Source organism: Bacillus sp. LR--39, from assembly GCF_053613335.1.
Genome location: NZ_JBSIOT010000002.1, coordinates 61,610 through 86,316 on the forward strand (window position 1 = coordinate 61,610; position 24,707 = coordinate 86,316).

Sequence of the window (24,707 nt, forward strand, 5' to 3'; positions counted from 1 at the left end):
CAATGAAAAACCCGCCGATCCGGCGGGTTTTTTTTATGTCAGCAGACGGCGCAGCGCAAGAAAATGATGAGATTGTTTCATTTCCGATCGCTACCAGATTGCATATTATATTACATCATAACGAAGGATGTGTCGGTATGAAACGATTTTTTTCTGAAACATATTTTAATAATCCGGAGAATAAAAAGGCGCTGGAGCATTATCCGCTGATCGGAGACGGAAAAGACGGGGAAGTCTACCGCTTAACACACAACAAATGCATAAAATACTTCTTTGAAAAAGGGACATGCAAGAAGGAATTGGCGGCTTTAAAGACCGGACAAGGTTCCCCGGTGATTCCAAGACTGTATGAATACGGAGATCGTTATATTGTGATGGAATATGTCCAAGGCACCTCTCTTGCCCGCCATATCAGAAAAGAAAAATCCCTGTCCGTCAAACTGACTGCTGATATTTTAAATATGCTGGATGAATTAAAAAGAATCGGTTTTACCAGATGGGATGCCGAAATCAGGCACATTCTGATTAACGAACACGGAAATCTTAAGGTCATCGACCATAAAAGAGCTTTTTCCGCCATTACCCGGTTTCCCGTAAAACTATTAAAAGGACTGGACAAATACGGCTTGGCGGATGAGTTTTTGAACACTATAAAAAAATTAAATCCGTCACGTTACCTGGAATGGCAGCCGCACATGTAAGTTTCTGAAAATCCGCATATGTAAGTTTCCTTTTTTTAGGGTCGTCATATGATATTTGTAACATTTGTTTGGTGGAGTGTGGAAAAAATGGCAGAATACATTATGGTTATCGGCGCTCATCCCGATGATGAACTATTGGGAGCAGCGGGCACCATAAAACGGCTGATCAATGAAGGATATAAAGTGATTTCCATTATTACGGCATTAGGAAGAAAAGAAGAAGCTCATCATATTAAACAATTAGGCGAACGCGCGAATCAAGAGCTTGGAATTGAGAAAGTCATCTTTTTGGAGCATACGAATTTAGAGCTGGAATGTATCCCTCTTCATAAGCTTGTCAAAGAATTAGAGCAGCTCATTCGCGTCTATCAGCCTGATAAAATCTTTACACATCATTACGGCGATATCAATATGGACCACCAGAGAACATTCCAAGCAGTTTTAACAGCCGCCAGACCGCTTCCGAATCAAAAGCCTATCGAACTGCTTACGTTCGAAACGCTATCTTCAAGCGAGTGGGAGAGGAATACGGCTGATAAACTCTTCAAACCTAATTACTTCGTTAACATCACAGACACAATGGATGCCAAACTCGCGGCGCTTCACCACTATGACGTAGAAATGAGGGATTACCCTCATCCCCGTTCATATGAAGGCGTTAAACATTTAGGAAGAGTCAGAGGGATGACGGCGGGTGTAGAATACGCTGAAGCTTTTGAAGTCGTGCGGAGGATCTGGAAATGATCAAGACATTTTCCGTCCCGTATCCGTATATGGTTCAGACGCTTGACCGCTACTACGGGGTCAAAACGCTCCCTCAAAAAAAGGCGGCAGTAAAGACACAGTTAAAACATGAACATCATATTCCGCGGTTATACAGGAAAAAAAAGAAGTTATCCATTTTGATTGCCACGTTTTGGGACTACCCGCACACGGGCGGTTTATCAAACTATATTAAAACGCTTAGTGAAGGCCTGAAAAAGAGGGGTCATAAGGTCGATGTCATCTCCCCTAATCTGTTTCCGTCCGCACAGGTAAAAGAACTGCGGGCGGCTGTTGTTCCGAAGTTAAAAGATTTCTTTAAGGACAGATATGGGGATTATAACAATCATATTTTGAAAAATAATAGGCTGATGTTTATATACGAGCAAATGCTTCAAAAGATTCATTTGGAAAGATATGATGTGTTTCATGCTCAAGATTTATTTACAGCCAATATATTAGGCAGATTCAATCAAATCTATAAGAAACCTTTATTTTTCACACCGCATGGCATGTTTACTTTCAACAGACTTAAATTTCACATCTTTAAAAAAGGATCGGTAGAAGAGTTTTATTATAAAAAACTAGAGATGAAAGCCATTGAATACGCAGATCGCCTGATTATTATCAGCGATACGTTCCGCAGCCCGCTCATGAAGCTCGGAGCCGAACAGGAAGACATGACAACGGTGATCACAGGAATCGATTACGATGCAAAAACAGGCGGGAAAAGAAAAATCCCGCTGCCGAAAAATAAGATCATCATCTCGTGTATTGCAAGATTAGGCCCGAGAAAAGGACATAATCATTTGCTTGACGCACTTTCACGAATTCCGTCTGATGTGCTTGAACATGTTCAAGTGCTGATCGCGGGCGACGGAGAGATGAGGAGCGCCTTAGAGGAACAGGCTCGAAAACTGAATCTATCTATGGTCTCCTTTTTAGGAAAAAGAGATGATGTTCCCGCTATTTTGAATATGACGGATATATTCGTACTGCCGACCATTAATGATAGTCTGCCCATCTCGATTATTGAAGCGATGTTCAGCGGCTCGGCTATCATCGCGACCGATTGCGGGGGTATTCCGGATCTGATCCGCCATAACAAAACGGGACTTATTGTCGAGCCGGGAAATGCAAAGGTTCTTGCCCGGGCTTTAGCGTTTTTTATCTCTAACAAATCTGCGCGGGAGAAGGCTGCTTCAAACGCAAAGGCCTACGCGGAGAAATATTTAAGCAGTGAGACGATGATAAAAAATATCGAATCGATTTATCAAAATACCAACAGCTCGGAGGGAGATCATGAAACATGAACATGCAGCCGTTGTACTTGATTTCAGTGCAAACGGGATTGGGATCATTCGCAGTCTGGCCCGAAGAGGAATCGATGTTTACGCGTTTGACACGGAGGGACCTTATCGTATCGGAAAATCAAGATTGGCAGATTGCGGGATATGTCCCAGCCCTTTAACACAAGAGGAAGAACTGCTGACATTCCTGACTGATTTCGGGAAGCGATTCCAAGCAAAGCCGGTTCTGTACGCAGGATCTGATGATTATGCGGGATTTATATCTAAATTCCGCGAGACATTAGCCGGTTTTTTTTTATTTTTGCTCCCGAGCCGCTCTCTGTTAGAAACGGTCTTAGATAAAAGCAAAGCATATGAATTAGCGGTCAAGCATAACATCCCCTGCCCGAAAACCTTTTTTCCGAACAACCGGGATGAGCTGGAAGAGGCCATCGCCAATATTGACTTCCCGTGTATTTTAAAACCGGTGGCCGGCCATGAATACAGAAAAAAAGTAAACAAAAAAGCAATTGTAATGAAGGATGCCGCACAATTGCGCAAGGAGTTCAGCTCCTACAGAGAAAATGGAGAACTGCTCGTACAGGAGATCATCCCCGGAGACAACCAGTGTTTTTATAAAGTCGCCACTTTTTATGATGACCAAATGAAATTAATCGGTTTATTCTCTCTGCAAAAGAACCATCAATTCCCTGCTGATTTTGGCGCGGGGGCCCACGTCGTCAGCAAACGGCTTCCTGATTTAATCGAGAAGACCCTGCCGTTTTTTGAAGCGATTCAGCTGAAGGGAGTAGGCATGGCGGAATTTAAAAAGGATCCCCGGGACAATGTTTACAAGTTTATCGAAATTAATCCGCGCTTTTGGCTCAGCCATAGCCTGACAGAACCGGCAGGCATTCATTTCGTTTACATGTACTATCTGTATTTGACCGGACAACATGTGAAGCCCCAGCTCGAACAAAAAGACGGAATCAACTGGATTTATGAGGTGCGTTACTTCTTAACGTTTTTGAAGAAACGAAAAAGAGGAGAAATGACGTTCCGGGATTTTTGGAAAGGGTGTAAAGGAAAAAAAGAGTACGCTCTTTTTGCTTGGAATGACCCGATGCCATTTATCAGAAACACTTGGTCTCATCTCAAAAACAGCTGGAAACGGAAGCGGAAGGAAGATCGGCATGTATGAAAAGGAGATTTTGTATGGCGCATTTCAAAAACTGAGAATTGACGAAAAACTGTCGTATTCGTTCGGTGAAAGGGCTGCGGTGAATCCGGATGACATCACATGCCTGAAATCAACGGACAGAAGCTCCATTTATAAACTGTCTGTAAAGAAAAAATCCGGCACTGTTCCGCTGATATTGAAGGTATATAAATCTTCCCGTGAAAAAAACAAGGTCGAGATTAATATATACGGGAAAGCCCGTTCTGTTTTAGGGGATTTGCTGCCGGACATCTATCATATAGAAGAAAGTGACCATGAAACGTGGATATTTATGGAGTTTGTCAGCCAGATCAGGGGACAGCTTACATTTCACCCGAAGCATTTCAAGTATATTATTCCGTCTGTCGCAGAACTGCACAGCCGCACCTTTGAAAACAAGAATATTTCTGACGGTAAATGGCGGTCGTGGCTGCCGGTATACGAATCGGAAACCATGAGAAAAGGGCGTAAAAAGCAGATCAAAAAGACAGCGGAATTATTGGATAGAGCTCTTAAAGATGAGCGCACAAAAGATATCGTGAAGCCTCATTATCGGCAAATCACAAACTTGCTTGAGCAAGAGGAGCCGGATTTTTTCCCTGAATTGATACAAAACGGCTCAGCCATCACACACGGTGATCTTCATATGCAGAATATCTGCACCCACGATGCGTCCGGACATGAACCGTGGGATATTCAATTCATCGATTGGGAATCCGCAAAATACGCGCCGGTTTGGTTTGATATGACGGTGCTGGTCGAAATTCTGCTTGGCTTCAGAAAAGATTGGAGCCGGCACGCAGAAGATATTCGGACGTATTGCGTAAAAGTGTATACGAAAGAAATGAAAAAGCGGGGCATTCATTTTCAGACCCCTCCTATGACGCTTTATAAAATGGCTTATTTGCAGAGAACACTTGAGAAAGGGCTTCATACCCAATTGCGGAGAATCTTCGACAATCGGGGAGGGGAACTGCTGCCGTATCATGTTGACAAAGTGTCAAAATGGGGACGGGAATTAGGATTATAAGTTTGAGAGAGGGGGAGCGGATTTGAAAGAAGAGATTGGCAAGCCGAACGGTCTGGTGCCTCCAGCCTTATTGCGCGTCATGGATCAATCTTACGGGATCGAACATCAAGGTGAGCCAGAGATGCTGTATTCATTCTGTGCGGAAGGAAAAAGCTCCCCCAAACGAAAAAAGCCATTGCGTATTCTGTACGCAACCTTTCTCCGTTACCCGAATGTCGGAGGGTTGGCGAGTTATATCACATCAATTAAGACCGGTTTTGAGCGCATCGGTCATCAGGCGGATGTCATCTCGCCGCTCCAAATGCCGCCAACTTTTTTTCAGGAAGATATCCCGCGGGCCGCTGACGAGATCAGAGCGTTTCTTGTTGGCAGATACGGCGCCGCAAATGAAAAGTTTGTGAAGAATCTCAGCTATTTACATGTCTTTCAAAGATTTTTGAAGGAGAAAGACTTAGAACAATATGACCTGTTTCACGCGCAGGATTTATTTGCGGTATTTTTGCTGGGATACCTTAATCAAGCGTATCGGCGTCCTCTTTTTTTCACGCCGCACGGACATTTTACGAAAAGCCGGATGAAGTTTCATAAAATCCAAAAGGGTTCAATAGAAGAGGCATATTTCAGTGAAATAGAAAGGCAGGGTATTCGGGCTTCGGATAAAATCATTACAATCAGCGACTCCTTTCACGAGCCCTTGCTGGAGTACGGAGCGAAGGAGGCTCAGCTGACGACTGTTCATACCGGCATTGACATTCAGGATGCCCCTGAGTCAAAACGTGCTGAAAAGCTCGTGATTGCGTGCGTTTCCCGTCTGACCGAGCGAAAAGGACATGATGTGATGTTGGACGCTCTCGCCCGCATCCGGCACCATTTATCCGGAGTTGATATATGGATCATCGGAGACGGAAACATGAGAGGGTTTCTGGAGGAAAAGAAACGGAAACTGGGCCTCTCAAATGTGTTTTTCCTCGGAAAACGACGTGATGTGCCGGCGCTTTTGGCTGAATCATCTATATTTGTCCTGCCGACATTGAATGATAATTTCCCTATAGCGATCATCGAAGCGATGTTCTCAGGTCAAGCCATTGTCGCAACTGACTGCGGAGGAATCCCTGAGATGATCCGGCATGAGGCCACAGGGCTTATCTGTCAGCCCGGCAACAGCCGCGAACTTGCTGATGCTCTCGTAATGCTGATTACGGATCAGTCTCTCAGGGAACGGCTTGGAAAAGAAGCGCGCTCCTATGCGGGCCGGCATCTGCGTCAGGAACTGATGGTTTCAAAAATAGAAAGGATTTATCAATCATTTTTCTGAATGATACCGGCGCCGCATGACAGGTGCTTCAAGAGCAAAATAAAGAGGCCGGTGTTTAACTATCCAGCCTCTTTCCGAACTATTTTTTCATCTCATACAGAGTCTGCTGACTTTGTCCGCCCGGGCCGCCTGTCATTCCTTGCCGGGCTGAGCTTGTTTTTCCGGTGCTGTATTGGTCAGCTGAGATTTTTGTGCCGTTCTTTTTAATCCATGAGACAAGCTTCGTGTTGCCTGAACTGTTTCCGGATAATAAGAAATACTTCACTTTTCCATCATCAACAAGTTTTTTCAGCTGTGAGACTGTTTTACCAAAATTTTCTTTACGGAAAAAAGAGGCGGAAAGCCATCGCTTCCGCCTCCCGCACATATATATGAGAGAGCAGCCTTTATTTGTGATCGTTCTCTTTTTGGATTTCAGCTAATTTGGCAAGCAGAATGTGCTGAGGCATGTGCATGATTCTCTCAAGCGGCATATTCAGTGATTCTGCGAGCTTTTGCGCCGTTTCGGCGGAAATTTGCAGCGGTTTCATGTGATCACTCCTTCCGTTTCTTTATTGTACTAAAATCAGAAATCTATCGTAAGAGGATATGACAAAGGAATGGAGGTTTGAAAAGCGGGGCTTTATAACAGAATGGGGGAGGTTTTTTATGCAATCGCCATTGATGTTATTACAGCTGAAGCTGGCTGATTATCAGAAAAAAGCCGCAGAACTGCGGACAATTGACGAATTTATCATACTGAAACAGACATTGCAGGACATGATGAAAGTATTCGCCGCCTGTGAAGAATGGGAGCTGTATCAAAAAACGGCCGATCTCATGGCGCAGACGGTGCTGCACATCCGTTTCATCGAATAAGAAAAGCCCTCGCTCGGGCGAAGGCTTTTCTTAAAAGGACCGTTCTTCTTCAATGTTTTTATGCTGATCATAAATGACAAGCTTAGACGGGCTGTTCTCTTTAGCCGTCTGCTCCGCTTTCTCGATCGCCGCGTCCTTTGATGTATAAAGAGCCGTCGGCGCCACATTTTCCACCTTCACAAACCATCCGTCCGCATCAACACTGGGTGTTACTGCATATGTTTTCATCCTTCTTACCTCCTGGTTTCGATTTATTTATCAGTTTCCCGGCATTCAGAATGGCGAAACACGCAGCCGCTGTTTGACAAATACAGGGAAAGTGATATTTTTCTATTCTTTTTCATGAGAAATGGTAAAATGGAGTTTGGATATTTTTTAAGGAGAGGACGGTGCTTAGCATGACAGACCTTCTGAATGATCGGCTGCCGCCGCAAAACATAGAAGCTGAGCAGGCCGTGTTAGGTGCTGTTTTTTTACAGCCGTCTGCGTTGACACTGGCTTCTGAAGTGTTGATTCCGGATGATTTCTACAGAATGTCACATCAAAAAATTTACAATGCCATGCTCGTGCTCGGAGACCGCGGTGAACCGGTTGATTTGGTCACGGTAACGTCAGAGCTTGCGAATACCGATTTGTTAGAAGAGGTGGGAGGCGTCTCTTACCTGACGGACATCGCGAATTCCGTTCCGACAGCGGCTAATATAGAATATTACGCGAAAATCGTTGAGGAAAAATCCATTCTCCGCCGTTTAATCAGAACGGCGACCTCGATTGCTCAAGACGGGTATACGCGCGAGGATGAAGTTGAAGATTTATTAAGCGATGCGGAAAAAACGATTATGGAGGTCGCGCAGCGAAAAAATTCGGGCGCCTTCCAAAATATTAAAGACGTGCTTGTGCAAACATATGACAACATTGAGCAGCTTCACAACCGGAAAGGCGATATTACCGGGATTCCGACCGGTTTTATCGAGCTTGACCGGATGACGGCGGGGTTTCAGCGGAATGATTTGATCATTGTCGCGGCCCGTCCGTCTGTGGGGAAAACGGCGTTCGCCTTAAATATTGCGCAAAACGTGGCCACCAAAACGGATGAGAGCGTCGCGATATTCAGTCTTGAGATGGGTGCCGAGCAGCTTGTCATGCGTATGCTCTGCGCCGAAGGGAATATTAACGCCCAAAATCTCAGAACGGGAAATCTGACGGAAGAAGATTGGGGCAAGCTGACGATGGCGATGGGAAGCCTGTCAAACAGCGGTATCTTTATAGATGACACCCCCGGCATCCGCGTCAGCGAAATCCGTTCAAAATGCCGCCGGCTGAAGCAGGAAAACGGATTGGGCATGATTTTAATTGACTACTTGCAGCTCATTCAGGGAAGCGGCCGTTCGAGCGACAACCGCCAGCAAGAGGTATCGGAAATTTCACGGGCGCTAAAAGCGCTGGCGCGGGAGCTTGAAGTCCCGGTCATCGCTCTGTCTCAGCTCTCCCGGGGTGTTGAGCAGCGGCAGGATAAACGTCCGATGATGTCAGATATCCGTGAGTCGGGAAGTATTGAGCAGGATGCCGACATCGTCGCCTTCCTGTATCGTGATGATTACTATGATAAAGAATCCGAAAACAAAAACATCATCGAGATCATTATCGCCAAACAGCGTAACGGCCCGGTGGGCACCGTCTCACTGGCTTTTGTGAAAGAATATAATAAGTTCGTAAACCTGGAAAGGCGCTTTGATGACGGCGGTGTTCCGGCAGGTGCGTAAAGCCTCAAGCAATGTCTTGAGGCTTTTTTTCATCCGAAAGAATGAGAGAATGCCGTCCGTTCGGCAGACGAAAAAAAGAAAGCGCTTTTATATAATGGCATGAAGGGAGGGATGATGATGACAATTGAATTTCCGCAATTTCAAGCGGCGCAAATCCGGATTGCCCGGCCGACCGGACAGCTTAAGGAAATCATCAGATTTTATGAAGAGGGCCTCGGGCTGAAGAGGGTCGGCAGCTTTTCCGGACATAGAGGCTACAGCGGTGTCATGTTCGGCCTGCCCCATACGCAATATCACTTAGAATTCACCGAAGAAACCGGCTCGTCTCAACCAGCGCCCGTTCCGCACGGCGACAGCCTGCTTGTCTTTTACATCCAGGATCAGCAGGAGGTCATTCGCATCAGCACGAAATTAAAGCAGATGGGATATGAGGAGAAAGCACCCGAAAACCCGTACTGGAAAGAAAAAGGCGTGACCATCGAAGATCCTGACGGCTGGCGGGTCGTCCTGATGAATACAAGCGGCATATAAATGACTGTCTGAAGAACCCTGATTACGGGTTCTTTTTCTTATTAAAGCATGAAAGTTTCGGGAGTAATAGATAGCAAATGAAAGAGAAAACGCTTTTAATCATGTTTAAGGCGAACAAATATAGATTGATAAGATTTTAATGTTCGGATTTAAGATTGACTTTCTGTTTCGGCACTGATACACTTAATTTGTTTGAATGAGACATCGTTTTGAAAGGTTAACGGAGGTGCACGGATATATGTCTTCAGTAGTCGTAGTAGGTACGCAGTGGGGCGATGAAGGAAAAGGTAAAATTACAGATTTCCTATCAGAAAATGCAGAAGTGATCGCACGTTATCAAGGCGGAAACAATGCAGGACATACCATCAAGTTTGATGGCGTCACGTACAAGCTTCATTTAATCCCATCAGGAATTTTTTATAAAGAAAAAGCGTGTGTCATCGGGAACGGAATGGTTGTTGATCCGAAAGCGCTCATAACGGAGCTTGCGTATCTTCATGAACGCAATGTGAGCACGGATAACTTGAGAATCAGCAACAGAGCCCACGTCATTCTTCCATACCATCTGAAACTGGATGAAGTAGAAGAAGAACGCAAAGGGGCCAACAAGATCGGCACAACGAAAAAAGGCATCGGACCTGCTTATATGGACAAAGCGGCGCGGATCGGCATCCGGATCGCAGACCTGCTAGATCGTGACGTGTTTGCAGAAAAGCTTGAACGGAACCTTGAAGAGAAAAACCGTCTGCTTGAAAAAATGTATGAAACGGAAGGCTTCAAAATTGAAGATATTCTGGATGAGTATTATGAATACGGCCAGCAGATTAAAAAGTATGTATGCGATACATCCGTCGTCTTAAATGACGCGCTGGATGAAGGCCGCCGCGTTTTATTTGAAGGCGCTCAAGGGGTTATGCTTGATATTGACCAAGGGACATACCCGTTTGTCACTTCATCCAACCCGGTCGCCGGAGGGGTGACGATCGGTTCAGGCGTAGGCCCGACAAAAATCCAGCACGTCGTCGGTGTATCTAAAGCGTACACAACCCGTGTCGGTGACGGTCCTTTCCCGACTGAGCTGAAAGATGAAATCGGAGATCAAATCCGTGAAGTCGGACGCGAATACGGCACAACGACAGGCCGTCCGCGCCGTGTCGGCTGGTTTGACAGCGTTGTTGTCCGCCACGCCCGCCGCGTCAGCGGAATCACAGATCTTTCTCTGAATTCAATCGATGTGCTGACTGGCATTGAAACATTGAAAATCTGTGTCGCTTACCGCTACAAAGGTGAAGTGATTGAAGAATTTCCGGCAAGTCTGAAAGCTCTCGCAGAGTGTGAACCGGTATATGAAGAAATGCCTGGCTGGACGGAAGATATCACAGGCGCAAAAACATTAAGCGATCTTCCTGAAAATGCGCGCCATTATCTGGAACGCGTGTCTCAGCTGACAGGTATTCCGCTTTCTATTTTCTCTGTCGGTCCCGACCGTTCACAAACGAACGTCATCCGCAGTGTATACCGCGCTAACTAAGAATTTGCAGCAAACAAGCCTCCGGTCACGGAGGCTTGTTTTTTTATGTAGGAAAAAAATAATAGATTTTTTTCAAAAAAGTAGTTGCCACTTTCGAATGTTCTATGATATTATAAATCTCGTTGTTACGGAACAGCTTCAATAGAGTACTGCAAGAAAGCTTTTGTCTCAATGCTCTATGATACATAATCCGACACATCAAGAGCCATTAGCTCAGTTGGTAGAGCATCTGACTTTTAATCAGAGGGTCGAAGGTTCGAGTCCTTCATGGCTCACCACTTTTTATGGCCCGTTGGTCAAGCGGTTAAGACACCGCCCTTTCACGGCGGTAACACGGGTTCGAATCCCGTACGGGTCATTGATTTACTTTAGCGTTATTGCTAACTCCTTATTTGTCCTCGGAGGGCCGCCACGATACGGCTCTCCGGACAAATTACTGTAAGGTCCGGTAGTTCAGTTGGTTAGAATGCCTGCCTGTCACGCAGGAGGTCGCGGGTTCGAGTCCCGTCCGGACCGCCATTTTACTTTACTTTATAGTATAGAAAAGAAACATCTGGCTCGGTAGCTCAGTTGGTAGAGCAACGGACTGAAAATCCGTGTGTCGGCGGTTCGATTCCGTCCCGAGCCACTTACCCAAACGCATCTGCAATAGTAGGTGCGTTTTTTCTTTTGTTATAAAAAAAGGGAGAGCCGGCTTTTCAGCCGGCCCAGAAGAAGACGTCAAACACTAGACGGCGTTTTTTTTCGTGAGGTTTCAAAAAAATATTATTTTTTAAAAGAAAATAAAAAACATGACAAAAGGATGGCAGTTCAATACGTTTTTGCGCTGTTCTCTTTAATTTTTTTATCTTTTGACCTGAAACCGTTATAATAGACGGGGAACGTTTTTCACGATCCGAATTGTGATCATCATGAAACATCAATAGATGAAATGAAGTCATTCTGGCAGGAGGAAAATCAAGATGATGGATAAGAAAATCCTTGTAGTCGATGATGAAAAACCGATTGCAGATATATTAGAGTTTAATTTAAGAAAAGAAGGCTATGACGTGCATTGTGCGTACGACGGAAACGAAGCCGTGGAAATGGTGGAGGAGCTTCAGCCTGATTTAATTCTTTTAGATATTATGCTTCCGAATAAAGACGGAGTTGAAGTGTGCCGGGAAGTCCGGAAAAAATATGATATGCCGATTATTATGCTGACGGCAAAAGACTCGGAGATTGACAAGGTCATCGGGCTTGAAATCGGAGCGGATGACTATGTCACGAAGCCTTTCAGCACGCGTGAGCTTCTGGCCCGCGTCAAAGCGAACCTGCGCCGCCAGCTTACGGTTGCGCCGGCTGAGGAAGAATCAGCTTCTAATGACATTCATATCGGTTCTCTCGTCATCTTCCCTGACGCTTATGTCGTATCAAAAAGAGAAGAAACGATCGAGCTGACCCATCGTGAGTTTGAATTGCTTCATTACTTAGCCAAACATATCGGACAGGTTATGACGCGTGAGCATCTGCTGCAGACTGTGTGGGGCTATGACTATTTCGGTGACGTGAGAACGGTGGATGTAACAGTGCGCCGCCTTCGCGAGAAAATCGAGGATAATCCGAGCCATCCGAACTGGATCGTCACAAGACGGGGTGTCGGTTATTACTTGAGAAACCCTGAACAGGACTAACCGGCGATGAATAAGGTTGGTTTTTTTCGGTCGATTCAGTTTAAGATCACGCTGATCTATGTGCTTCTCATTATCATCGCCATGCAGATTATCGGCGTGTACTTTGTGAAACAGGTGGAGAATTCTCTTCTCAAGTCCTATGAATTATCGTTAAATCAGCGGATTGACAATCTATCCTATTATATTGAGCAGGAATATAAAGGAGATAATGACAGCACCGTCATTAAAGATGACGTCAAACGGATTTTGAATGATTTTACGAAGAATAATGAAATACGGGAGATTACATTTGTTGATAAAAGCTATGAGGTCGTCGGTTCTTCGAGGCCTTATGGCGAGGAAATAGCGGGGAAACAGACGACTGACCCGATTTTTAAACGGATTTTCTCAACAAAACAGGCCTATTCAAAAAAATATTATGATCCTAAAAGCAAAAACAGAGTGCTGATTTCAGCGAAACCTGTCGTCACAGAGAATCAGGAAGTTGTCGGCGCGATTTATGTCGTGGCCAGTATGGAAGATACCTTTAACCAGATGAAAACCGTCAACTCGATTCTTGCTTCTGGAACAGGCTTAGCCCTTGTTCTGACGGCTCTTCTCGGTATATTTCTCGCCCGCACCATTACCCATCCGCTGTCGGATATGCGTAAGCAGGCGATGGAACTGGCAAAAGGGAATTTCTCCAGAAAGGTGCGGAAATACGGGCATGATGAAATCGGTCAGCTCGCAACGACATTCAACCATCTGACGAGAGAGCTTGAAGATGCCCAAGCCATGACGGAAGGGGAGAGAAGAAAGCTTTCTTCCGTTATCGCGTATATGACGGACGGTGTTATCGCTACGAATCGCAACGGGGCTATTATTCTTTTAAACAGCCCTGCGCTTGAGCTTCTGAATGTTTCACGTGAAACGGCTTTAGAGATGCCGATCACGTCTTTATTGGGCATAAAAGAGAACTTTACATTTGAGGATTTAGTAGAACAGCAGGATTCAATGCTGCTGGAGATCGAACGTGACGATGAGACGACTGTACTGCGGGTGAATTTTTCCGTTATTCAGAGAGAGCACGGAAAAATCGACGGTTTAATCGCGGTTCTTTATGATGTCACCGAACAGGAAAAACTCGATCGGGAACGCAGAGAGTTCGTTGCCAACGTGTCTCATGAGCTGCGGACACCGCTGACGACCATGCGAAGCTATTTAGAGGCGCTTGCGGAAGGCGCGTGGGAAAACAAAGATATCGCTCCTCGTTTCTTAATGGTGACCCAAAATGAGACTGAGCGCATGATCAGATTGGTGAACGACCTGCTCCAGCTTTCTAAATTCGACAGCAAAGATTATCAGTTTAATCGGGAGTGGATTCATATGATCCGCTTTATGTCACTGATTATCGATCGTTTTGAAATGACGAAAGAACAGCATGTCGAATTTATCCGCGAGCTTCCGGACAGAAATCTGTACGTGGAGATTGATCAGGATAAAGTGACGCAGGTTCTCGATAATATCATTTCTAACGCACTGAAATACTCACCGGAAGGCGGACATGTCACTTTCTCAGTCGATGTGAATGAGAAAGAAGAGCTGCTTTATATCAGCGTAAAAGATGAAGGTATCGGCATTCCGAAAAAAGATGTGGAAAAAGTCTTTGACCGTTTCTACAGAGTGGATAAAGCGCGCACAAGAAAACTCGGCGGCACCGGGCTCGGCCTTGCGATTGCAAAAGAGATGGTTCAGGCTCACGGCGGAGACATTTGGGCCGACAGTGTAGAAGGCAAAGGAACGAAGATTACATTTACTCTTCCATATAAAGAAGAGCAAGAGGATGATTGGGATGAGGCGTGAAAATATAAAAACAGTCATACTGTCAGTGCTGGTCGTCATTAGTCTTGTTTTAACATGGGGAATTTGGACATTCCAGCCCAATTTTTCAGAAGGCACGGCCTCAACCAAATCGACTGTCCGGGAAAAGCATAAAATTGATAAAACGAGCCAAAAAGTATCGCAAACGGTAAAACCCCGGGATATGTTTATTCATACAAACGGCTCTCATTACAAAGTGAATGATGAGACGCTCTTTAATGACCTGTGGGCGGATTTGCCGCAATGGGAAGTAAAAGGGATGAAGGATATTTCCGATCAATACGACAAGCTCGGTTTTAAAAATTGGCTTTACGGCAGAAACGGCAACTCGGCAAAGCTCGATCTGCAATTCAATGACACCATTCCGATTGATTTCTTCCAAACGATGTTTAAATGGTCGAATCCGTCAATGGAATACAGCTCATTTGACCATATTGTCATTCCATTTAATGAGAATAAGACAAATAAAAAGATTTACATGGTCTCATACAGCAAGCAGCTGATTTTGGAAGTGACTGTGGAATCGGCGAATTACCGCAATCTGATGAATGAGCTGTACAGCAAAAAGTCGAGTATGCCGTTATACCACCTCTATTCGGTCGGAAAAAGCAAAGAATTTCTCATGCCGAATGCGCGGTTTAATATGAAGGAAAAAGAATTTATTACTGAAACCATTAAGACGAACCTGTTTAAGCAGACACTTTTTAATGATCCGAGCACGGTCAGAGAAGACCCGAATTACAATCGGAATGTGCTGACTGACGGAATCAGCCGTCTGGAAATCAATTCGACACAGCGGCAGATTCAATTCCAGCATCGGAACCTGGCACAAAGCGCTTCTTATCAAACAGGCGAGCTGATTAAGAAAAGCTATAAATATTTAGAGGATACGGGAAGCTGGACGGATCATTATCAATTTTTCAATGTGAGTGATAACCAGCAGCTGAGTTTCTACATGTTTAAAGACCAAATGCCTGTGATCAACAGCATGTCTAAGCCTTTCGGATCCGGACCTGTTTTGACCCTGCAATGGGCCAATGACGAGGTTCTCAGCTACAAGCGGCCGAACTATGTTCTCGGACCGAATCCGATTAAAACAAAAGACGTAAAAATGATGAACGGCAATGAGGTTGTGTCTCTGCTGGAGCAGCAGGATAAATACGACGTGAACAAAATCGACCAGATCTTCCTGTCCTATCAAATGGTCTCTTCATCAACGAATGATCTCGTTGAGCTGGAACCCGTCTGGAGTATGAAAATCAACGGGAAGATCGTCCCGATTACGAAAGATCTGCTGGGGAAGGAGGAGGACGATAATGGAGTGGAATAAGACAAAAACGATCTTCATCATTGCCTTCCTCATCCTCGATATTTTTCTCGGCTATCAGTTTTTTGAAAAACGCTCGAGCAGTGAATACGAAGTGATTAAAAATTCAAATGTGGAAAAAGACATGGAGATGGATCATATCACTTTCGGCAACCTGTCTTCTGATTCCGCGACGGGCTACCGGCTGACGGCGGGCCAAAAGGTATTTACCGCAGAAGATATTGATGCTTTGAAAGATCAAAAGCCTTTAATGGAGATGCCGGCGGATGATCATAAGGTTACGACGCTGAAAATGAAACTTACCGATCCGGTCGGTTTATCGAAGCAAAAACCGCAGGAGGATGCGGAATCGCTCGTCAGCTCTAAAATAACCGGCGGTGAAAAATATAAACTGTGGAAAGTCGACAAGGATAAAAAACAGATCATTTTTTACCAGATGTATGACGGCCAGTTTATATATCAGGATTTTGACTCGTCCACGGATGCGATCGGACAGGTGATTCTGCATCTGAACGATAAAAACGAGGTCGTATCTTACGAGCAGACCATGCTGGAGTCATTCAAGCGAATCCAGACGGAGAGCCTGATTCCTGAGCTTGATGCGGTCGAATTATTGTATTCTCAAAATTACTTAAAAGCGAATTGCGCCGTTAAAAGCGTTAAGTTCGGCTATATTGCCCAATATCCGCTGACAAGTACGCAGGTGCTGGCGCCGGTATGGAGAATTACAATCGAAGATAAGTCAAAAGGGACGAAGAAAAAGACACTGCAAACGTACACTGTGAACGCATTGGAAAGTACAGTCATTGATAACAATCAAAATAAATAATGGAGTGAGACACAATGGGCTTGCAATTTAGCGTGCTTGCGAGCGGGAGTACCGGAAATGCGTTTTATCTGGAGACAGATGAGCACTCTTTTCTGGTGGATGCCGGCCTGAGCGGTAAAGCGATGGACGGGCTGATGGAGAGAATCGGCCGCAAGATAGACGACGTCGACGGCATCTTTGTCACTCACGAGCACAGCGACCATATTAAAGGGCTCGGCGTCATTGCGAGAAAGTACGGACTTCCCGTCTACGCCAATGAAAAGACGTGGAAAGCGATGGAGAATCAGATCGGCAAGCTGGATACCGGACAAAAGTTTCTGTTCCCGATGGAAAGCGTGAAATCCTTCGGCGGGCTTGATGTCGAGTCATTCGGCGTCTCTCATGACGCGGCCGAGCCGATGTTTTATGTTTTCCACTACCAAGGCAGAAAGCTCGCGCTGATGACGGACACCGGGTATGTGAGCGACAGAATGAAAGGCATTATCCGTTCGGCCAATGTGTTTGTGTTTGAAAGCAACCATGATGTCGGCATGCTGCAAATGGGCAGATACCCATGGAGCATTAAGCGGCGGATTTTAAGCGATGTCGGCCACGTCTCGAATGAAGATGCGGCGCTCGCCATGACTGATGTCATTGGCGACGGCACATCGCGCATCTATTTGGCGCATCTGAGCCAAGACAACAATATGAAGGAACTGGCGAGAATGTCCGTGCAGCAGACATTGGCTGCGAAAGGATTTGTCGCCGGGGAAACGTTTCAGTTATTTGATACCGATCCGAAAATCCCGACGCCGCTGTGCGCCGTGTAATTTTTCCAAATGAATCATGATTATTAATCCGCGATCTGACCCACACTATAAGCAAATCGAGTAACCTTGAAAGGATTTGAGATAGGGTGGATTATAATCGCGATGATGAACAGTACGCCTCCGAACAGCCCCGCCGCAGCAAGAGAGGGTACTTTCTATCAAGTCTGATCGGCGTCATCGTCGGGGCCGCGCTCATGGCATTCCTGCTGCCGTACTGGACAGGCGGAGACCATGGGGAAAGCAGCAAAAGCACCAGCCAGCGTCTCGGCAGCGAACAGGTGAAAACAGTCAACGTAAATGTCAATGACGCTGTCACGAATATGGTCAGCCGTGTATCGGATTCGGTAGTCGGCGTTCTCAATATCCAAAAGACCGATATTTGGGGAGAGGGCGGCGAAGCGGGAAGCGGGTCGGGCGTCATTTACAAAAAGAACGGAAACACTTCTTATATCGTAACCAATCACCATGTCATTGAAGGTGCGACTGAGATTGAGATCAGCCTGAAGGATGGCTCACGCGTGCCTGCTGAGCTGATCGGGAGCGACCGTCTGATGGATCTCGCCGTGCTGAAGGTGAAGTCTGATAAGATCAAATCGGCCGCCCAGTTCGGCAATTCCGATCAGGTCAAAGTCGGAGAACCGGTCATTGCGATCGGAAATCCGCTCGGACTTGAATTTGCGGGATCAGTGACACAGGGGATCATTTCAGGCACGGAAAGGGCGGTGCCTGTTGACTCAAACGGCGACGGACAGCCGGATTGGAATGCGGAAGTGCTGCAGACCGATGCCGCGATTAACCCCGGCAACAGCGGCGGCGCTTTGATGGATATATCGGGCAAGGTGGTCGGCATCAACTCAATGAAGATCGCTGAATCCGCCGTTGAAGGCATCGGCCTGTCCATCCCGTCAAAGCTTGTCATTCCCGTTATTCAGGATTTAGAAAAATACGGAGAAGTCAGACGGCCTTTCCTCGGTATTGAGATGAAATCCTTAACGGATATTGCGAGTTACCATTGGAGCCAGACGCTGAAACTTCCGAAAGGCGTTAAAACCGGGGCGGTCATTATGGGTGTCGACGCGTTTTCACCGGCGGGAAAAGCGGGTTTGAAAAAGCTCGACGTGATTACCGGGTTCGACGGACATAAGGTCAATGACGTTGTGGATCTCCGTGAGCGCCTGTATCGCAAAAAGATCGGCGACCGTGTGAACATCACGTTCTACCGTTCGGGAAAGAAAAAAACAGCGGAAGTCAAACTGACAGAAGCGGATCGATTACAAAAATAAAAAAACAGCCCGGATATCCGGGCTGTTTTTTATTGATTTATTTGTTAATATTATACTATTGTGAAAACGGGAGGTGAAACACATGAAAACGGCTGATGTGATCATCGTATTGAATGAAATTGAAGGTGAATGTGAAGGAAGAATTATTTTAGAATGCAGAATTTAAGAACATGAAACATGTCATACCAAACGTCCTTTTTCAGGGCGCTTTTTTTATGCCTTTTTTCAGAGGCCATAAAAAAGAACTGAACGCGGGTCACAACACGTTCAGTTAAAAAATGGGTATATTTAGAAAAAGGTAGACATGAACTTAGAACTTTGTGATTGAAACAGACTGGTGCTGCTGAATTGAAGCGGCAGATGAAACTGCCGGCAGCTTTTTTGTTGTTATTTGCAGATGGCTCCGTTTTGAGCGTTTACTTTCACCAATTCAGCTTAGATTCCGTTTTGTTTCAGATAAAAGCGAATAATAGAAGGGGAAGCGAAAAAAATAAACACAGGCTGATACATCTAAGGAGAGACTGCATCATGGAGAAGTTGAAAGGCATCAAGCTGCTGAGTGCAGACGGCGAGTCTGCACTCATTGATTCTTTAACGATGGGGCTTCATCACGGAACGGTCCTCGGAGAAGACAATATCGTCGAGGTGTACATCCGTTCTTTGCGCGAAAAGCTGAAGGACAAAGAACACAAGGTGATTCGCACGGTTCGGGGCGCCGGGTACAGGGTGGATCTGGCATGAAACGGCTGTACAGAACCCTGCGATTCCAGCTCCTGTTCAGGTCACTGGCGATTTTGGCTTTGCTGTTATGTTTTATCGGCGGCACTCAGTACATGTTTATGACACGGACGATGTATGAAAATCAGGCGATCAGCATTCAGAGTGATATCAATTCAATGGATCAAAGCGTATGGAGGTCAATCACAACCCTTGCCCGTTCCGAAACACCGGCTCATCCGAATTTGATTTACCCCGGGGTGACGGTTGCTTTTATCAATCCATCATACAAGATGTCTGTTTTATCAGAAGACCCGCACGCGGGGGCCGCTCCTTCTTTTCCGAAAAAAGTGTATCAGGATGCGCTGAAAGATACAATGGCGCTTCACTATCAGGTGGCTCACAATAAGGCGGGTGAGGAAATCATCGTCGTGTTTCAGGCGATTTCCGTTGACGGAAGGCAGGCGGGAGTTGTGCAGATGAGCACGCTGACCCAGCCTCTGAATGATTCGCTTTTCCGCCAGATCAGCATTTTCGCGGTGCTTTCCTTTGCGGCTTTGGTCATCGGACTGTTTGTTTTCTTGCCGGTGATCCGGCTCACACTCAAGCCGCTGTCCCGCATTGTGCGTATGATGGGTGACATTCATGCCGGAAGTCTCGATAAACGGCTGCCGATCGACAGGAAGCAGGCCGAAATTGAGTCATTGGGCATCTCCATCAATCAGATGCTGGAACGGATTGAAACCTCTTTTCAAGCGGAAAAAGAAGCGAAGGAACGAATCCGGCAGTTTGTATCAGACGCATCACATGAGCTGAGAACGCCGCTTACCTCCATTCACGGCTTTATCGAAATTTTAATGCGCGGAGCGGCGGAGAAGCCGGAGCAGAAAGAAAAAGCGCTTCAAAGCATGTACGCGGAATCCGCCAGGGCAAATAAGCTGATAGAGGATCTTCTGTTTCTCGCGAAGATTGACCGGGTGCCGAGCTTTGAAATGAAAAAAGGCGCATTGGGAGACGTCATTTTGGAAATGGAGGCTCAGCTGAAGCTGCTCGCGAGAAACCGGAAGCTCGAGTTCTTTGTCGATCAAAAGATAGAAGCCGTTTTTGACAAAGACAAAATGAAGCAGGTCATTCTCAATCTATTTTACAATGCGGTGCAGCATACGGATGAAGACACGGGTGTCATCACCGTCTCCCTGCAGAAAGACGGAGGAATCATGCTTATGATTGCGGATAACGGAACGGGAATCGCTCCGGAGCATGTGCCTCATTTGTTTGACCGGTTTTACAGGGCGGAAACCTCCCGATCCCGTCAATCCGGCGGCGCGGGGCTGGGTCTTGCCATTACAAAAACCATTATCGACAGCCATAACGGAACAATTGAAGTGAAAAGTGAGCAGGGAAAAGGCTCCGTGTTCATCATCCGGCTGCCGGGATAAACCGGGAAGCAGGAAGAAATATCACAATTTATATATAAATTCTAAATTTTCAAAAAATAACTTGTCCTTTTCCAATATTGATGATAATATCTAGTTATTGGTAAAGGGGGTGTGTACTGATGAAGATTGAAGAACTTGATCTTGATACAGAAACAGCAAGCTTGGTGCATCGCTGCTAGTAAAGCCGTGACTCCCCTCATTGGGGAGTTATTATCTTTCAGGGGGTATGTCATGATGTCAACTGACTGTAAGCGCTGGAAGTTTAAAGACAGCGTGCAGGTGCTGACCTACACGGCGCATATTATCATTCAATATCGAAAGGCGATTAAGCTTGCGCATACGAGTGAGATCAAAGAGGCGGTTGAACGGCTGATCACCGGCTGTGAAAAACAAGAGCTTTCTGATCTTCTGGGGGAGGAAGCGGGAAACCAGTTTTTCGATGCGTTAATGAAATTGGATGCTTTAATAGAGCCATGGCAAAACAGCCGTGAAGGCCGCATCACTGAAAAGCAGCTGTACCATTTTGAGAAATACAACCAAAACCCCAATCTGATCCAAGAGAGATTAGACGGCAGCAGGGCAGCGATCGTGGGTCTGGGGGGCGTCGGAACGATCATTCTTCAAAACCTTTTGGCGGCGGGCATGCAGCATTTTATTCTCATTGATTTCGATGCCGTATCAGTACATAACCTGAACAGACAATTCGTCTATAATAAATCTTCTGTAGGCAAATTAAAGATCTCAGAATGCAGAGATTATATTGCGGGTATCAATCCCCATGCGGACGCAGCACTTTACCATAAGGAAATTACACAGCCGCAGGACCTGCGTGTGTTAGATCCGTATGAAATTGATATCGTCATAAATGCCGCTGACAAACCCCATAACATTTCTGAATGGGTTTACCGGTATTGCAAGGAGCGGAATATCGCGTTTATGACCGGGGGTGTCGGCAGCTTCAGCGGCCAATGGGGGCCTCTGCTCACGCCTGAATCCTATCAATCCGGCATCACCTATGAAAAAAACATGCCGGCCGGACTTCTGAACTGTTACCCCGATGAGCCGATCAAAGGTTCCTTAGGAGCGACAAACGGTATTATATCCTCGTTTATGTCTCATGACATTATCACATACCTTGCAGGCGGAAGCCCGAAATCCCTGAATACCCGCATCGGCCTGGACTTTGACGGACTTCATATTACAGAAACGAAGCTTTCTCAAAAGGAAAGCGCTTTATGAAGACGATGCATCGTACGGCGAGAAAACCGGGCGACCCTCTGAAAATAGAAATCGACACAAGCCCGATACGCTTGAACCCATTAGATACGCAGGATTACACAAGCAAGATGATTTGCAGCATTATGTATGAAAGCCTGCAGGACGGCTATAACTGCCGGATCATCCGCAAAGATCCCCGCACCTGTCAGGTGGACATTCACCCGGACTATTTAGGTGACGCCGAGGGTGTGGTTCAAACGATCATCTATCATCTGACGAAAGAAAATCAAAGCCCCCATCTCGGCAGTTTCCTGAACATAAAACAGGCCGTTCCGTATGTAAAAGGCCTTGTCTCATCCGATCAGCTCGGGGTGAACGTAACAGGCGATAAACGCTTTGAAGTCACCTTGGACGAGCCGTCTGATGAGATAGAAGCCGTTTTGCAGAGCAGCTTTCTGATTCCGGGGACCGCCGGGGGCGATGTGCCGGAAAACGGCCCGTACCGATTCAAGCGAACGTTTGAGAAGGGGCTGGAATTTGAGCGGAATCCGCAATATAAAATGACGCCCGCGGATCACCGCACGGTTCAGACCATCCAATTTATTTTGAATGATGATCTGGAAAAAAGCATCGGGCTGTACGAAGCGAATCAAACGGACGTGACCTGCCACACCCAGTTTCATCATTCAAACATGAGGTATCGGCAGTATGCTGATTTTAAAGAAAATCATTTGCCGATGTTATTTACCTTCAAGGTAAAGGACGGCATGCTGAGAACTTTCATTCAGCATTATTTTGATAGACAAAAGCTGGCCGGGGATTTGGGGCATATCATCACACCGACTGATTCACTGATCGGTATATGGGAAAGCGGGAGGACACCGCAGAAAGATCCGCCCCTTTTGACAAGAGAAGAGCCGATCCGAATCGTTTATGCCGATTATTATCCCAACGGAGAGATCATTGAAAGGCTGGCTGATCTGTTTCGGCGGGCCGGAGCGGACGTATCCGTCTCACGCGTCAGTCATTTCAATGATTATTATCATATGGATAAAAGCGGGTTTGATATTGAACTCCATTTGTTCCTGCCGGCTTACATGCATGAGCTGAGCTATATCAAATATTTCATCCGCGACATCAGCGATCCGGAGAAGAAAAAAACGATCATTGATGCCATAGGATCTGAAAAAAAGAAGGAACTTTTTGGGTTATTCGAGAATACAACTCATTATTGCCCAATTTGTTTTGGGAAAAGTCTGTATCTGCAAGATCCATGTATAGAGGGTTTTAGTGTAAAGACTGACGGGCTCCTTTCTGTTCATGATGTTAAATGCAGATAGCTGGAAAGGGGTATTCATTTGCGGAATCGAAATTTGCTTTACTTCTCCGGTTTTTTCGGAAACTTCTTTTTCGAACGGGGAATTTGGATTTTATATTTAACAAGCATGAATTATTCATTGTTTCTTGTGGGCATCCTGCAATCGGTCCTGAATTTGGCGATGTTTCTGGCGGAAGTGCCGAGCGGCGTCATCTCGGACAGAATCGGGAGAAAAAAATCGCTCTTGCTCGGCCATTTTATGGTCATTATCTATTTGGTGATGTTCCTGAGCTTCCATAACTTCATCGCCCTCTTCATCGCCCATATTATATACGGTATCGGGCTGACGTTTATATCAGGAACGGATCACGCCTTTTTGTTTGATTCACTGAAAGAACAAGGGAAAGAAAAGTGGTACGGCAAATCCATCGGAAATTATAACGGACTTGTCATCCTCGGTCTTGCGATTGCCATGGGCATCGGCGGCTACTTGCAGGAAATATCATGGTCATATGTGTTTATCGCCGGGATTGTCACTCAGCTGATTGCAATGGCGGTCATTACACAGCTGACGGAAATCAAATTTGAAAACAGTGAACACGAAACGCAGACGGTCGGTGACATCTTAAAAGAAGTCAAAGATTTCTTCAGACTGAACAAAGCCTTTAAATATCTGGTGCTGTCACTCTCCGTTTTCTTTGCGATTACATCGGTTTTTTATATGTACGGACAAGATTTGTTAAGTCAGGAAGGGCTGTCCGTGCGCAATATATCCATTATTTTTGCGGGACTGTCCATCTTGCAGGCGCTGTGCTCCATCTTTTCTTCCAAGCCGGCGGAAAAATTCACGCCGAGGCGCGTGCTTCTGCTGACATTCTGCATCATCGGGGCGGCCTATCTGTTTATACCTTCGGGCAGTCTGTACGTGACGATTGCAGCTTTTGTCGTCATTAACGCGCTCTATGATGTGATAGAACCCGTATCCAGTCAGGTGGTGAATAATGAGATTCCGTCCAGAACGAGAGCCACGCTGCTGTCCATTATCAGTTTGATGACCTCGCTCTTCATGTTCATTGCCTTTCCGTTTATCGGATTCTTAACGGACTATTTTGATTCAGCTTTGCTGCTGACCGCAATCGGGGTATTATCCATCTTATTGTCGCTGTTTATGATGCTCAGCTTTTACAAACTGAAAGCGAGCGTCGCCATCCAGAATAAAGTCGAGCTTTGAACCA

General features: G+C 45.9%; 23 protein-coding genes, 4 tRNA genes and 1 pseudogene. 25 read left to right on the forward strand and 3 right to left on the reverse strand.

The window, feature by feature from the left end:
• Window positions 1-2: 2 nt before the first annotated feature.
• From ACWHAR_RS10030 to ACWHAR_RS10055, 6 genes are all read left to right on the forward strand, one after another.
• Entirely contained in the window at window positions 3-701 is a 699-nt protein-coding gene (locus tag ACWHAR_RS10030) for a protein kinase family protein (protein WP_077723107.1), read from the forward strand.
• Between the two features lie 87 nt (window positions 702-788).
• Complete coding sequence (locus ACWHAR_RS10035) at window positions 789-1,445, forward strand: PIG-L deacetylase family protein (protein WP_004393067.1); 657 nt, start codon at window positions 789-791, stop codon at window positions 1,443-1,445.
• Window positions 1,442-2,776: a glycosyltransferase family 4 protein gene (locus tag ACWHAR_RS10040; protein WP_032875399.1), complete on the forward strand. Its 1,335-nt coding sequence runs from the start codon at window positions 1,442-1,444 to the stop codon at window positions 2,774-2,776. Before ACWHAR_RS10035 ends, ACWHAR_RS10040 begins: the two co-directional genes overlap by 4 nt.
• Window positions 2,766-3,953: a carboxylate--amine ligase gene (locus tag ACWHAR_RS10045; protein WP_032875403.1), complete on the forward strand. Its 1,188-nt coding sequence runs from the start codon at window positions 2,766-2,768 to the stop codon at window positions 3,951-3,953. The genes ACWHAR_RS10040 and ACWHAR_RS10045 overlap by 11 nt, the downstream gene beginning before the upstream one ends.
• A complete protein-coding gene (locus tag ACWHAR_RS10050; protein WP_032875406.1) occupies window positions 3,946-5,001 on the forward strand; it encodes a phosphotransferase in 1,056 nt (351 codons plus the stop codon). The genes ACWHAR_RS10045 and ACWHAR_RS10050 overlap by 8 nt, the downstream gene beginning before the upstream one ends.
• A gap of 22 nt (window positions 5,002-5,023) precedes the next feature.
• Window positions 5,024-6,316 carry a glycosyltransferase family 4 protein gene (locus ACWHAR_RS10055; protein ID WP_032875409.1) on the forward strand — a complete coding sequence of 431 codons (1,293 nt, stop codon included), beginning with the start codon at window positions 5,024-5,026 and terminating at the stop codon, window positions 6,314-6,316.
• A 79-nt stretch (window positions 6,317-6,395) separates the two neighbouring features.
• On the opposite strand, the pseudogene ACWHAR_RS10060 reads toward ACWHAR_RS10055, so the two are convergent.
• Both ACWHAR_RS10060 and ACWHAR_RS10065 read right to left on the reverse strand, forming a co-directional pair.
• Window positions 6,396-6,620 (reverse strand): annotated as a pseudogene (locus tag ACWHAR_RS10060) (mannosyltransferase); the annotation flags it as partial.
• 82 nt (window positions 6,621-6,702) lie between these two features.
• A complete protein-coding gene (locus ACWHAR_RS10065; protein WP_014306172.1) occupies window positions 6,703-6,846 on the reverse strand; it encodes a YycC family protein in 144 nt (47 codons plus the stop codon).
• Between the two features lie 118 nt (window positions 6,847-6,964).
• Between ACWHAR_RS10065 and ACWHAR_RS10070 the strand changes: the two genes are divergently transcribed.
• Window positions 6,965-7,174, forward strand: coding sequence for a hypothetical protein (locus ACWHAR_RS10070; protein ID WP_015418617.1), 210 nt, complete (start codon window positions 6,965-6,967; stop codon window positions 7,172-7,174).
• A gap of 30 nt (window positions 7,175-7,204) precedes the next feature.
• On the opposite strand, the gene ACWHAR_RS10075 is transcribed toward ACWHAR_RS10070, so the two are convergent.
• Window positions 7,205-7,402, reverse strand: a complete 198-nt coding sequence (locus ACWHAR_RS10075) for a DUF2188 domain-containing protein (protein ID WP_007407900.1) — start codon at window positions 7,400-7,402, stop codon at window positions 7,205-7,207.
• A gap of 170 nt (window positions 7,403-7,572) precedes the next feature.
• On the opposite strand from ACWHAR_RS10075, the gene dnaB reads away from it, so the two are divergent.
• From dnaB to ACWHAR_RS10165, 18 genes are all read left to right on the forward strand, one after another.
• Window positions 7,573-8,937 (forward strand): replicative DNA helicase, encoded by a 1,365-nt coding sequence (dnaB, locus tag ACWHAR_RS10080; RefSeq protein WP_004393100.1) that lies wholly within the window; start codon window positions 7,573-7,575, stop codon window positions 8,935-8,937.
• Between the two features lie 117 nt (window positions 8,938-9,054).
• Window positions 9,055-9,468, forward strand: a complete 414-nt coding sequence (locus tag ACWHAR_RS10085) for a VOC family protein (protein ID WP_032875416.1) — start codon at window positions 9,055-9,057, stop codon at window positions 9,466-9,468.
• Between the two features lie 238 nt (window positions 9,469-9,706).
• Window positions 9,707-10,999: an adenylosuccinate synthase gene (gene purA, locus ACWHAR_RS10090; protein WP_012118894.1), complete on the forward strand. Its 1,293-nt coding sequence runs from the start codon at window positions 9,707-9,709 to the stop codon at window positions 10,997-10,999.
• A gap of 202 nt (window positions 11,000-11,201) precedes the next feature.
• A tRNA-Lys gene (locus ACWHAR_RS10095) sits at window positions 11,202-11,277 on the forward strand.
• Between the two features lie 8 nt (window positions 11,278-11,285).
• Window positions 11,286-11,357 (forward strand) — tRNA-Glu (locus ACWHAR_RS10100).
• An 84-nt stretch (window positions 11,358-11,441) separates the two neighbouring features.
• Window positions 11,442-11,518: transfer RNA gene (locus ACWHAR_RS10105), tRNA-Asp, on the forward strand.
• 36 nt (window positions 11,519-11,554) lie between these two features.
• A tRNA-Phe gene (locus ACWHAR_RS10110) sits at window positions 11,555-11,627 on the forward strand.
• Between the two features lie 337 nt (window positions 11,628-11,964).
• The gene (walR, locus tag ACWHAR_RS10115) at window positions 11,965-12,672 is read left to right on the forward strand and encodes a cell wall metabolism DNA-binding response regulator WalR (RefSeq protein ID WP_004393104.1); all 708 of its coding nucleotides are present in this window, start codon (window positions 11,965-11,967) and stop codon (window positions 12,670-12,672) included.
• A 6-nt stretch (window positions 12,673-12,678) separates the two neighbouring features.
• Complete coding sequence (gene walK, locus ACWHAR_RS10120; RefSeq protein ID WP_004393106.1) at window positions 12,679-14,514, forward strand: cell wall metabolism sensor histidine kinase WalK; 1,836 nt, start codon at window positions 12,679-12,681, stop codon at window positions 14,512-14,514.
• The gene (gene yycH, locus ACWHAR_RS10125; RefSeq protein WP_032875419.1) at window positions 14,504-15,862 is read left to right on the forward strand and encodes a two-component system activity regulator YycH; all 1,359 of its coding nucleotides are present in this window, start codon (window positions 14,504-14,506) and stop codon (window positions 15,860-15,862) included. The genes walK and yycH overlap by 11 nt, the downstream gene beginning before the upstream one ends.
• On the forward strand, window positions 15,849-16,688 hold the full coding sequence (locus ACWHAR_RS10130; protein WP_007614971.1) for a two-component system regulatory protein YycI: 840 nt from the start codon (window positions 15,849-15,851) through the stop codon (window positions 16,686-16,688). The genes yycH and ACWHAR_RS10130 overlap by 14 nt, the downstream gene beginning before the upstream one ends.
• Before the next feature lie 14 nt (window positions 16,689-16,702).
• Window positions 16,703-17,497 (forward strand): MBL fold metallo-hydrolase, encoded by a 795-nt coding sequence (locus tag ACWHAR_RS10135; RefSeq protein WP_007614969.1) that lies wholly within the window; start codon window positions 16,703-16,705, stop codon window positions 17,495-17,497.
• An 86-nt stretch (window positions 17,498-17,583) separates the two neighbouring features.
• Window positions 17,584-18,780, forward strand: a complete 1,197-nt coding sequence (locus ACWHAR_RS10140; RefSeq protein WP_007614967.1) for a S1C family serine protease — start codon at window positions 17,584-17,586, stop codon at window positions 18,778-18,780.
• A 528-nt stretch (window positions 18,781-19,308) separates the two neighbouring features.
• Window positions 19,309-19,521, forward strand: a complete 213-nt coding sequence (locus ACWHAR_RS10145) for a winged helix-turn-helix domain-containing protein (protein ID WP_032875422.1) — start codon at window positions 19,309-19,311, stop codon at window positions 19,519-19,521.
• Complete coding sequence (locus ACWHAR_RS10150) at window positions 19,518-20,936, forward strand: sensor histidine kinase (RefSeq protein WP_032875425.1); 1,419 nt, start codon at window positions 19,518-19,520, stop codon at window positions 20,934-20,936. The genes ACWHAR_RS10145 and ACWHAR_RS10150 overlap by 4 nt, the downstream gene beginning before the upstream one ends.
• A 231-nt stretch (window positions 20,937-21,167) precedes the next feature.
• The gene (locus tag ACWHAR_RS10155) at window positions 21,168-22,175 is read left to right on the forward strand and encodes a ThiF family adenylyltransferase (protein WP_032875428.1); all 1,008 of its coding nucleotides are present in this window, start codon (window positions 21,168-21,170) and stop codon (window positions 22,173-22,175) included.
• Window positions 22,172-23,494, forward strand: coding sequence for a periplasmic substrate-binding domain-containing protein (locus ACWHAR_RS10160; protein ID WP_032875431.1), 1,323 nt, complete (start codon window positions 22,172-22,174; stop codon window positions 23,492-23,494). Before ACWHAR_RS10155 ends, ACWHAR_RS10160 begins: the two co-directional genes overlap by 4 nt.
• A gap of 18 nt (window positions 23,495-23,512) precedes the next feature.
• Entirely contained in the window at window positions 23,513-24,703 is a 1,191-nt protein-coding gene (locus ACWHAR_RS10165; protein WP_012118887.1) for an MFS transporter, read from the forward strand.
• The last annotated feature ends 4 nt before the right edge of the window (window positions 24,704-24,707 follow it).

Coding starts and splice junctions, on each gene's coding strand:
- dnaB (WP_004393100.1), top strand. CDS start 7,573: ATGACAGACCTTCTGAATGATCGGCTGCCGCCGCAAAACATAGAAGCT.
- ACWHAR_RS10135 (WP_007614969.1), top strand. CDS start 16,703: ATGGGCTTGCAATTTAGCGTGCTTGCGAGCGGGAGTACCGGAAATGCG.
- purA (WP_012118894.1), top strand. CDS start 9,707: ATGTCTTCAGTAGTCGTAGTAGGTACGCAGTGGGGCGATGAAGGAAAA.
- ACWHAR_RS10145 (WP_032875422.1), top strand. CDS start 19,309: ATGGAGAAGTTGAAAGGCATCAAGCTGCTGAGTGCAGACGGCGAGTCT.
- ACWHAR_RS10150 (WP_032875425.1), top strand. CDS start 19,518: ATGAAACGGCTGTACAGAACCCTGCGATTCCAGCTCCTGTTCAGGTCA.
- ACWHAR_RS10065 (WP_014306172.1), bottom strand. CDS start 6,846: ATGAAACCGCTGCAAATTTCCGCCGAAACGGCGCAAAAGCTCGCAGAA.
- yycH (WP_032875419.1), top strand. CDS start 14,504: ATGAGGCGTGAAAATATAAAAACAGTCATACTGTCAGTGCTGGTCGTC.
- ACWHAR_RS10040 (WP_032875399.1), top strand. CDS start 1,442: ATGATCAAGACATTTTCCGTCCCGTATCCGTATATGGTTCAGACGCTT.
- ACWHAR_RS10035 (WP_004393067.1), top strand. CDS start 789: ATGGCAGAATACATTATGGTTATCGGCGCTCATCCCGATGATGAACTA.
- ACWHAR_RS10085 (WP_032875416.1), top strand. CDS start 9,055: ATGACAATTGAATTTCCGCAATTTCAAGCGGCGCAAATCCGGATTGCC.
- ACWHAR_RS10030 (WP_077723107.1), top strand. CDS start 3: ATGAAAAACCCGCCGATCCGGCGGGTTTTTTTTATGTCAGCAGACGGC.
- ACWHAR_RS10050 (WP_032875406.1), top strand. CDS start 3,946: ATGTATGAAAAGGAGATTTTGTATGGCGCATTTCAAAAACTGAGAATT.
- ACWHAR_RS10160 (WP_032875431.1), top strand. CDS start 22,172: ATGAAGACGATGCATCGTACGGCGAGAAAACCGGGCGACCCTCTGAAA.
- ACWHAR_RS10045 (WP_032875403.1), top strand. CDS start 2,766: ATGAAACATGAACATGCAGCCGTTGTACTTGATTTCAGTGCAAACGGG.
- walK (WP_004393106.1), top strand. CDS start 12,679: ATGAATAAGGTTGGTTTTTTTCGGTCGATTCAGTTTAAGATCACGCTG.
- ACWHAR_RS10130 (WP_007614971.1), top strand. CDS start 15,849: ATGGAGTGGAATAAGACAAAAACGATCTTCATCATTGCCTTCCTCATC.
- ACWHAR_RS10075 (WP_007407900.1), bottom strand. CDS start 7,402: ATGAAAACATATGCAGTAACACCCAGTGTTGATGCGGACGGATGGTTT.
- walR (WP_004393104.1), top strand. CDS start 11,965: ATGGATAAGAAAATCCTTGTAGTCGATGATGAAAAACCGATTGCAGAT.
- ACWHAR_RS10155 (WP_032875428.1), top strand. CDS start 21,168: ATGATGTCAACTGACTGTAAGCGCTGGAAGTTTAAAGACAGCGTGCAG.
- ACWHAR_RS10070 (WP_015418617.1), top strand. CDS start 6,965: ATGCAATCGCCATTGATGTTATTACAGCTGAAGCTGGCTGATTATCAG.